The organism is Caulobacter sp. P1_D6 (assembly GCF_056406095.1).
In genome coordinates this window covers 117576-126698 of sequence record NZ_JBFUAW010000009.1, presented here as the reverse complement: position 1 = coordinate 126698, position 9123 = coordinate 117576, and the positions used below count along the sequence as shown (strand labels likewise).

The 9123-nt window shown below is 69.3% G+C and carries 5 protein-coding genes; 4 read left to right on the top strand and 1 reads right to left on the bottom strand.

The genetic code is table 11. From position 1 onward, the window contains the following. Positions 1 to 561 precede the first annotated feature (561 nt). The 4 genes from AC1DYP_RS06935 to AC1DYP_RS06920 all read left to right on the top strand — a co-directional run bounded on the left by AC1DYP_RS06935 (position 562) and on the right by AC1DYP_RS06920 (position 8204). Entirely contained in the window at positions 562 to 2898 is a 2337-nt protein-coding gene (locus AC1DYP_RS06935) for a TonB-dependent receptor (protein WP_477045724.1), read from the top strand. Positions 2899 to 3012: 114 nt separating this feature from the next. After that, complete coding sequence (locus AC1DYP_RS06930; RefSeq protein WP_477045723.1) at positions 3013 to 3696, top strand: Fe2+-dependent dioxygenase; 684 nt, start codon at positions 3013 to 3015, stop codon at positions 3694 to 3696. Positions 3697 to 3783: 87 nt separating this feature from the next. Continuing rightward, positions 3784 to 6483, top strand: coding sequence for a PAS domain-containing hybrid sensor histidine kinase/response regulator (locus AC1DYP_RS06925; protein ID WP_477045722.1), 2700 nt, complete (start codon positions 3784 to 3786; stop codon positions 6481 to 6483). Between the two features lie 62 nt (positions 6484 to 6545). Next, positions 6546 to 8204, top strand: coding sequence for an MFS transporter (locus AC1DYP_RS06920; RefSeq protein ID WP_477045721.1), 1659 nt, complete (start codon positions 6546 to 6548; stop codon positions 8202 to 8204). On the opposite strand, the gene AC1DYP_RS06915 is transcribed toward AC1DYP_RS06920, so the two are convergent. After that, positions 8201 to 9097 (bottom strand): precorrin-2 dehydrogenase/sirohydrochlorin ferrochelatase family protein, encoded by an 897-nt coding sequence (locus AC1DYP_RS06915; protein WP_477045720.1) that lies wholly within the window; start codon positions 9095 to 9097, stop codon positions 8201 to 8203. The two genes, AC1DYP_RS06920 and AC1DYP_RS06915, sit on opposite strands and share 4 nt — an antisense overlap. Positions 9098 to 9123: the final 26 nt, after the last annotated feature.

The window sequence follows — 9123 nt, the reverse complement described above, 5'->3', positions numbered from 1 at the left end:
GCATGGAAAGGGCGCATGGCCAGCGACCGATGCGGCGGCGGGGGGCGATCGAGCGGGACTGGGCTGGAGGGGGTTACTTCAGCGTGTCCGGGGACTCCYRTCGTTGGGGAGCCCGCCCGCCGTCGGCGTCGAACGGGGACAAAGCGCGTGTATTGCCCATTGGCCCGCGCCCYCGGCGGCCGGTTTYTCCCGAAAGGGATCGAGACCGGGTCCGGCTAAGCCTCAACAGGGCTGCCCACCGGATGCTGGCGGATAACGATGGCGCGGAGCGGCTGGCTTCGTCGAAACGGTATTCATTCAAAGATTTCCGGACGTCGTCCGGCGCTCCGCGACCCTTTCCATTTCCTCAGCGGGAGACCGCGTGAGCATGCAGCGCCGTGCCCGCGAACACTTGCCCCCACCTGACCGCTTCGCGGTCTGTCCGCCCCATAGGGGCGGAGGGTCAAGATCGGACATTTCTGAGAATGATTATCATTGCACACTGGCAACGCTCCAGATAAGAACGCGTCGCAATTACGACAAAGGGCCGCGCTCTCCCGACGGCCTGCTGGGGTTTCAGACATGCAAAAGATTTCCAAGCCCGCCGTCGCCGGCGTCCGCAGCCAGGCCCGCAGCGCCCTGGGCGTCGCCGCCGTCGCCGGCCTGGCCGGGCTGGCCATGGCTCCGACGGCCTTTGCCGCCGCCCCCGACGCCGACGCCGCGGTCGCCACCGCGCCGGCCGACACCAGCACCGAGGTCTCGGGCGTCAAGATCGACGGCAAGCGCACCGCCGAGGTCCAGACGACCAAGATCACCGCCCCGCTGGTCGACACGCCCAAGGCCATCACGGTCATTCCGCGCAAGATCATCGAACAGACCGCCGCGACCTCGCTGCAGGACATCCTGCGCACCTCGCCGGGCATCACCTTCGGGGCGGGCGAGGGCGGCCAGCCGCTGGCCGACCGTCCGTTCATCCGCGGCCAGGCCTCGGGCAACAACATCTTCGTCGACGGCGTCCGCGACAGCGGCGGCCAGACCCGCGAGGTGTTCAACCTCGAGCAGGTGGAAGTCGTGAAGGGGCCGGACTCGGCCTATAGCGGCCGCGGCTCGGGCGGCGGCAGCATCAACCTGACCTCCAAGAGCCCCAAGGCCGACGACTTCGCCACCGGCTCGCTGGGCGTCGGCACCGACGAATACGTCCGCGCCACGGTCGACCTGAACCACAAGATCAACGACAGCGTCGCGGTGCGCGTGAACCTGCTGGGCACGCAAGGCAACACGCCCGGCCGCAAGGCGGTGGACTTCGATCGCTGGGCGATCGCGCCTTCGGTGGCCTTCGGCCTGAACGGCCCGACCCAGGTGGTGGCCAGCTACTACCACCTCGACGGCAACAACATGCCCGACTACGGCCTGCCGCTGTTCACCAAGGTTCCGAGCCAGCCGCGCGACGCCTCGGGCATCCTCAAGGTCGACCGCGACACCTTCTATGGCCTGAAGTCGCGCGACTACCAGAAGACCAAGGCCGACATCGGCACCCTGTCGATCGATCACCAGATCAGCGAGAACCTCGGCGTCCGCCAGGTGCTGCGCTACTCCAAGACGCTGAACGACTACATCCTGACCAATCCCGGCGACGCGGGCCCGGCCCAGTTCATCAACGGCGTCTGGTGGATGAAGCGCGGTCCCAAGACCCGCTGGAACCCCACCACGACCATGGCGGCCGTCACCGACCTGCACGGCAAGGTCACGACCGGCGCCGTCGAGCACAGCTTCGACGTCGGCGTCGAGCTGAGCCGCGAGAAGAACCTCAACGCCACCTATTCGACCTTCACCACCAGTGGCGCGGCCTGCCCGACCGGCTATGTCTGGACCGGAACCTTCAAGGCCAATCTGGGCGAGGGCGACTGCACCAACGTCTTCGCCCCGAACGCCGACGATCCTTGGACGGGCGTCGTCAACCGCGCTCCGGCCAACTACAACATCAGCAAGACGGCGGCGATCTACGCGTTCGACACCCTCAAGTTCGGCGACAAGTGGCTGCTGAACCTGGGCATTCGCCACGATAACTACCGGAGCCTCGGCCACGACTACACGCTGAGCCAGGCCCAGGGCGTGTTCACCGTCACCGGCATCACCTATCGCAACGCCGAGTGGAGCTTCACCAACTATCAGGCCGGCCTGGTCTACAAGCCGACCGAGGACAGCAGCGTCTACATCTCGTACGGCACCGCCTCGACCCCGCCGGGCATCTCGGCCGGCGACCAGAACAGCAACGGCAACAACGGCACGGGCAACCTGGCCAACACCGTGCTGGAGCCGGAAGACAGCGAGAGCTTCGAGCTGGGCGCCAAGGTCAACGTGTTCGACGACGCCCTGGCCCTGTCGGCGGCGCTGTTCAAGACCACCCGCAAGAACGCCCAGATCCAGATCGACGCGGGCATCTACGCCCAGGTCGGCGAGACCCAGGTCCAGGGCGTCGAGCTGGGCGTGTCCGGCAACATCACGCCCAAGTGGCAGGCGTTCGGCGGCTACACCTACATGGACAGCGAACTGGTCCGCGGCGCCTATAACGGCGTCAACCAGGGCGACCCGCTGGCCAACACGCCGAAGAACACCTTCAGCCTGTTCACGACCTATCGCGTGATCCGCCCGCTGTCGCTGGGCGGCGGCGCCTACTACGTCTCCAAGACCTTCGGCGGCAACCAGGGCGGGGCCGGCGGCGGCGCCAACGGCATCTACCTGCCGGCCTATTGGCGCTACGACGCCTTCGCCAGCTACACGATCAACGACAGGATGGACCTGCAGCTGAACGTCCAGAACCTGACCGACGAGCGCTATTTCACCAAGACCAACGGCACCCACCACGCCGACCCGGCCCCCGGCCGGCAGGCGATCCTGACCTTGAACGTCAAGTACTGAGCCTTCTCCTCCCCGGAGTGCTCGTCCTGACGCTCAAAGCCTCGCCCGGGAGCGGCCCCTCCCGGGCGAGGTCCTATTTCTGCCAGGAGCCGATTTCTTGCTAGGAGAAGGATCATGATGATCCAGATCCCCGACGTCCTGACGCCCGACGAGGTCGCCCACTGCCGGGCCGTGCTCGACGCCGCCGACTGGGTCGACGGCAACGCCACCTCGGGCTTCCAGGCGGCGATGGCCAAGAACAACCAGCAGCTGCCGCAGGACGGCGCGGCGGCCAGCGAGGTCGGGGCGCTGATCGTCCAGGCCCTGCAGGCCAATCCGCTGTTCGTCTCGGCCGCCCTGCCGCGCACCATCCTGCCGCCGCTGTTCAACCGCTACGGCGTCGGCATGGGCTTCGCCGACCATGTCGACAACGCGATCCGCCGCGATCCCTCGACCGGCCAGCCCCTGCGCACCGACCTGTCGATCACGGTCTTCCTCAGCGATCCGGACGACTACGACGGCGGAGAACTGGTGGTCGAGGACAGCTACGGCAGTCACCTGGTCAAGCTGGCGGCGGGCGCGGCGATCCTCTATCCGGCCTCCAGCCTGCACCACGTCACCCAGGTGACCCGCGGCGTCCGCACCGCCAGCTTCTTCTGGATCCAGAGCCTGGTGCGCGACGACGCCAGGCGGGCCCTGCTGCTGGACATGGACGTTTCGATCCAGCGCCTGTCCGGCGCGGTGGGGTCCACGGACCCATCGGTGCTGTCGCTGACGGGGACCTATCACAACCTTCTGCGGATGTGGGCCGAGGTCTGACACGCGGTCGGCGAACAATGATCGCCGACGCCAACCATAAGTTTACTCTTGAGCTTCAACATCCGGCGTCCGTTTCCTGGAGCCGCGATGACCTCGCCCTCGAAATCCCCACAACTGAGCGACGCGGAGAGCGCGCAATGGTTCTTCGACCATTCGCATGATCTGTTCGCCGTGGTGTCGAGGGGGCGGTTCGCCACGGTCAATCCGGCCTGGACGCGGGTGACCGGCTGGACCCCCCAGGACCTGATCGGCCAGCCCGCCCTGCGCTTCGTGCACTCGGACTCCCGCCAGGAGTTCGTCGAGACCGCCGCCCTGATCCGCGCCTCGGGCGAGGCCTCCCATCGCCTGAAGGTGACCTGCAAGACCGGCGGCTGGGTCTGGCTGGAGGGCAGTTCGCGCCTGGGGCCCAACGGCGAGACGATCGGCGCCCTGCGCGACGTCACCGCCGACATGGCCCGCCGCGCCGAGATCGCCGCCGCCCGCCAGACCCGCGACCTGCTGGCCTCCTCGGCCGGCGTCGGCATGTGGAGCTACGAGCCGCACGAGAAATACATCGAGTGGTCCCGCGATCTGCTGGAGACCACCGGCCTGGGCGCGGCGACCATCGCCCGTCCCGAGCAGTTCTACGACCGGTTGGACCCGGCCGAGCGCGACGCCCTGGCCGAGGCCTTCGACCGCGCCGTGCGCACGGGCGTGGGCGGCACGATCGAGCACCGCCTGCGGGGAGCGGGCGGCCAATGGTTCACCTACCGCGCCACCTTCCGCACCGAACCGCGCGCCGACGGCCTGTTCGCCTTGAAGGGCATCTCCCAGAACGTCACCGACGTGGCCCGCACCCGCGACGCCGCGGTCTGGGGCGAGCGCCAGGCCCGCCGGCTGGTCGAGGAGGCCCCGTTCGCCGTGGCGCTCTACGACCGCGACCTGCGCCTGCAGGTGGTCAGCCCGCGCTTCCTGGAGACCTTCCAGGCCACCGAGGCGGAGGTCATCGGCCGCACCCTGCACGAGCTGACGTCCGGAGCCCGCAAGCGCTTCGTCCGCGCCGTCGAGCGCGCCCTGACGGGCGAGACGGTGGTGCGGCGCGAGGATCAGCTGCACGACGGTCACGGCCGCAGCCACACCCTGCGCTGGGAGGCGCGTCCCTGGCGCGACGCCCAGGGCGAGATCGTCGGCGTCATCACCTACATGGACGACGTCACGGCCTTGTCGGAGGCCCGCCGCGAGGCGCGCGCCAACGCCCGGCGGCTGCGGGTGGCCCTGGGCGCGGCCCAGGCGGGGGTCTACGAGATCGACCACGCGGGCAAGAGCTTCTGGGGCTCGCCCGAGTTCCACCGCATCCTGGGTCGTCGGGTCACCTATGACGACGTGCGCAGCGCCGTCTGGCCGATGATCCATCCCGACGACGTGACGGCGGTCTACGAGGCGGCCGGGGACCGGCAGCGTCATGAGGACGGCCATCTGAGCGCCAAGGGCCGCTCCTTCGACGTGCGGGTGGTCACCCCCGCCGGCGACGAGCGCTGGATCCGCATCTTCCACGAGGTGCGGACGGACGCGAGCGGCCGCATCCGCAAGGCGTTCGGCCTGATCCTCGACATCGACGACAAGAAACGCGCCGAGCTGGCCCTGGTCGAGGCCGAGCGCGCCGCCCAGGCCGCCAACGACGCCAAGGCCCAGTTCCTGGCCAATATGAGCCACGAGATCCGCACGCCGATGAACGGAGTGCTGGGGGTCATGCACCTGCTCAAGCGCGAGAAGCTGCCGGGCGAGGCCGACCATCTGCTGGGCGAGGCCCTGGCCTGCGGACGCATGCTGTCCACCCTGCTGGACGACGTGATCGACTTCTCCCGGATCGAGGCCGGACGGCTGGACGTCACCCGCGAGGCGGTCGATCCCAGCGAACTGGCCACGAGCGTGGCGCGGCTGCTGCGCGCCCAGGCCGAGCACAAGGGGCTGGAGCTGCGGGTCGACGCCCCCGACCTCGGCTTGATCCTCACCGACCCCAGCCGGTTGCGCCAGGCGCTGTTCAACCTGGTGGGCAACGCCGTGAAGTTCACCCTGGCCGGTTCGGTGACCCTGAAGGTCCGTCGGCTGGAGGGCGACGGAGGCGAGGTTGGACCGCGCGTCGCCTTCGAGGTGATCGACACCGGGGTCGGCATCGCCGCCGAGGCCCAGGCGCGGCTGTTCGAACGTTTCCAGCAGGCCGACGCCAGCACCACCCGCCGGTTCGGCGGGTCGGGCCTGGGCCTGGCCATCACCCGGCGCCTGGCCCAGATGATGGGCGGCGAGGTCGGCTTCACCTCCCGTGAGGGCGTCGGCTCGACCTTCCTGCTGACCATCGCCGCGCCGCCAGCCCAGGCGCGGGCCGTCGAGGCGGAGATGGCCGACGGCCTGCTGCAAGGCCTGAAGATCCTGGTGGTCGAGGACAACGCCACCAACCGCCTGGTCGCCCGCCGCATTCTCGAGCAGCTGGGCGCCAAGGTCGAGACGGCCGAGGACGGGCTGGACGGCGTGACCACGGCGGCGCGCGGTTTCGACCTGATCCTGATGGACGTGCAGATGCCCGGCATCGACGGGCTGGAAGCCGCCCGCCGCATCCGCAACCTGCCCAGCCCCGCCGCCAAGACCCCGATCATCGCCCTGACCGCCAACGTCCTGTCGCACCAGCGCGCCGCCTATCTCGCCGCGGGCATGGACGGCGTCGCCGCCAAGCCGATCTCCCCCGCCGCCCTGATCGGCGAGATCATCCGGCTGGCGGGCGGCCAGGTTGAGGACGAGGCGGCGGTGGCCTAGGCTTTCCAGCCCGCCCGAAACCGCGCTAAGCATTTCCCCCAAGAACATGGGGGAAGCCACGCATGACGGCCCAGGCTCAGGGTGAGGACCGCGCGTCGATGCGCACGGTGGTGGCGGCTTCCTCCGCGGGCACCGCCTTCGAATGGTACGACTTCTTCATCTTCGGCAGCCTGGCCCAGGTGATCTCCAAGACCTTCTTCACGGGCTTGTCCGACACGGCGGGCTACGTGGCCGCCCTGGCCCTGTTCGGCGTGGGCTTCGCCTTTCGGCCGCTGGGGGCACTGGTGTTCGGCAAGATCGGCGACCAGGCCGGCCGCAAGGGCGCGTTCCTGGCCACGGTGCTGCTGATGGGCGGCGCGACCTTCGCCATCGCCCTGCTGCCGACCTACCAGCAGGCGGGGATCATCTCGCCGATCCTGCTGATCATCCTGCGCTGCGTGCAGGGTTTCGCCCTGGGCGGCGAGTACGGCGGCGCGGCGATCTACGTGGCCGAGCATTCGCCGCCGCACCAGCGCGGCCGCTCGACCGCCTGGGTGCAGAGTTCGGCGTCGATGGGTTTGTTCGCGGCGCTGCTGGTCATCCTGGCGACCCGTTGGCTGCTGGGCGAGGTCGCCGGGCCGACCGCCTTCGACGCCTGGGGCTGGCGTATCCCCTTCGCCGTTTCGATCGGCCTGTTGGCGGTCTCGGTCTGGATGCGTCTGAAGCTCAGCGAAAGCCCGACCTTCGCCCGGATGAAGGAAGAGGGCGCGGCGTCCAAGGCGCCCTATGCCGAGGCCTTTGGCCAGTGGAAGAACCTCAAGCTGGTGCTACTGGCCTTCTTCGCCGTCATGTCGGCCCAGGGCGCGGTCTGGTACACGACCTTCTTCTACATCCAGACCTTCATGGAGAAGTTCCTGAAGGTCGCGCCGGGCACGATCAACGGCCTGATGATGGCCGCCGCCGCGGTCAGCGCGGTGCTCTATGTCGTCTTCGGCTGGCTGTCCGACAGGATCGGCAGAAAGCCGGTGATGCTGGGCGGCATGACCCTGGCTCTGGTCTTCTACTTCCCCGGCTTCCACCTGCTGGAGCGGACCGCCAATCCGGCCCTGGCCGAGGCTTCTGCCAAGGCTCCGGTCACGGTCACCGCCGATCCCCAGGATTGCGCCCTGCAGTTCGACCCCATCGGCAAGGCCGCCTTCGTCTCGTCCTGCGACATCGCCAAGAGCGCCCTGGCCAACGCCGGGGTGTCCTACGCCAACCATGCCGGCCCAGCCGGTGCGGCGGCCGTCGTCCAGGTGGGCGAGACCCGCATCGTCTCGCGAAGCGCCAAGGATCTGCCGGCCGCGGACGCCAAGGCGGTGAAGACCGCCGGCGAAGCCGCCATCAAGGCCGCCCTGGTCAAGGCCGGCTATCCGGCCAAGGCCGATCCGGCGCGGATGAACTGGTGGGGCGTGTTCGGCGTCCTGCTGGTGTTCGTGGTCGCCGCCACCGCCCTGTACGGACCGCTGGCCGCGGCCCTCGTCGAGCTTTTCCCGACAAGAGTGCGCTACACCGCCCTGTCGCTGCCCTACCACATCGGCACGGGCTGGATCGGCGGCTTCGTGCCGTTCAGCGCCTTCGCCATCGTGGCGGCGGTGGGAAACATCTACRCCGGGCTCTGGTACCCGGTGTTCTTCACCCTGATCAGCGTGCTGACGACCCTGTTCCTGCTGCCCGAGACCAAGGACCGGTCGCTGGACTAGACGGCGGGCGCGGCCATCAGCACCTCGACCGCCACCGAGGCGGCGGCGAGGGCATGGACCAGCGCCGGATCGACCGGGGCCACGATGAGCCGGACGATCTGCTTGCCTTCATTGGCCAGCGCCACGAGCGTCTCGGCGCTCGCTTCGGCAGGTTCCATCCGGTTCACGTCGCGGCGGGCCATGGTCACGACCTCCGGATCGGCGCCCTCGTCGGCGATCAGCACGTCGGCCGCGCCCAGGGCCCGGAGCGCACGCAGCGTCAGCAGGTCCGAAGGCCCCTTGCCGGCGATGAACCGCACCTTGCCCTCGCGGCCGACGCCCTTGGCCAGGGCCTGGCGGAACAATTGGCCGGCCTTTTCCATGTCGCCCGCCATGGCCGCCTGAGCCGCTTCGCCCGCGACCGCGTCGCGCAGGAAGGCCCGGCGCTCGTGCATGGCGGGCAGGGCGCCGCGCACCTCGTCCTGGAACTTGCGCAGCAGGGCCGCCACCCGGCCCGAGCCTTCCGGCACCTGGGCCTCGATGTCGTTGCGCAGCTTGGTGGCCAGAGTGGGCGAGGCGCCGCCCGTGCCGACGGCCGCCACCACCTCGCCGCGGTCGATCACCGCCGGGGTGTTGAAGTCGCTCATCGCCGGCTTGTCGACGACGTTGACCAAGACCCGAGCGGCCCGCGCGGCGCTGGCCGCGCTCTGAAGGAAGACCTCGTCGTCGCCGGCCACGAAGGCCAGGATCGCACCGGCGTAGGTTCCCGGCAGGAAGGCGGCGTGGCCGTCGACCCGCACCAGCGTGGCCGGCGACCCGTCGAACAGCCGCGCCTTGTTGTCGGCGGCCTCGCCGCTGCCGGCGATCACGACCTTGCGGCCGGCCAAGGGGAAGTAGGCGGGGAAGGAATCCAAGGCGCGGGTCCTGACCAAAGCAAGCG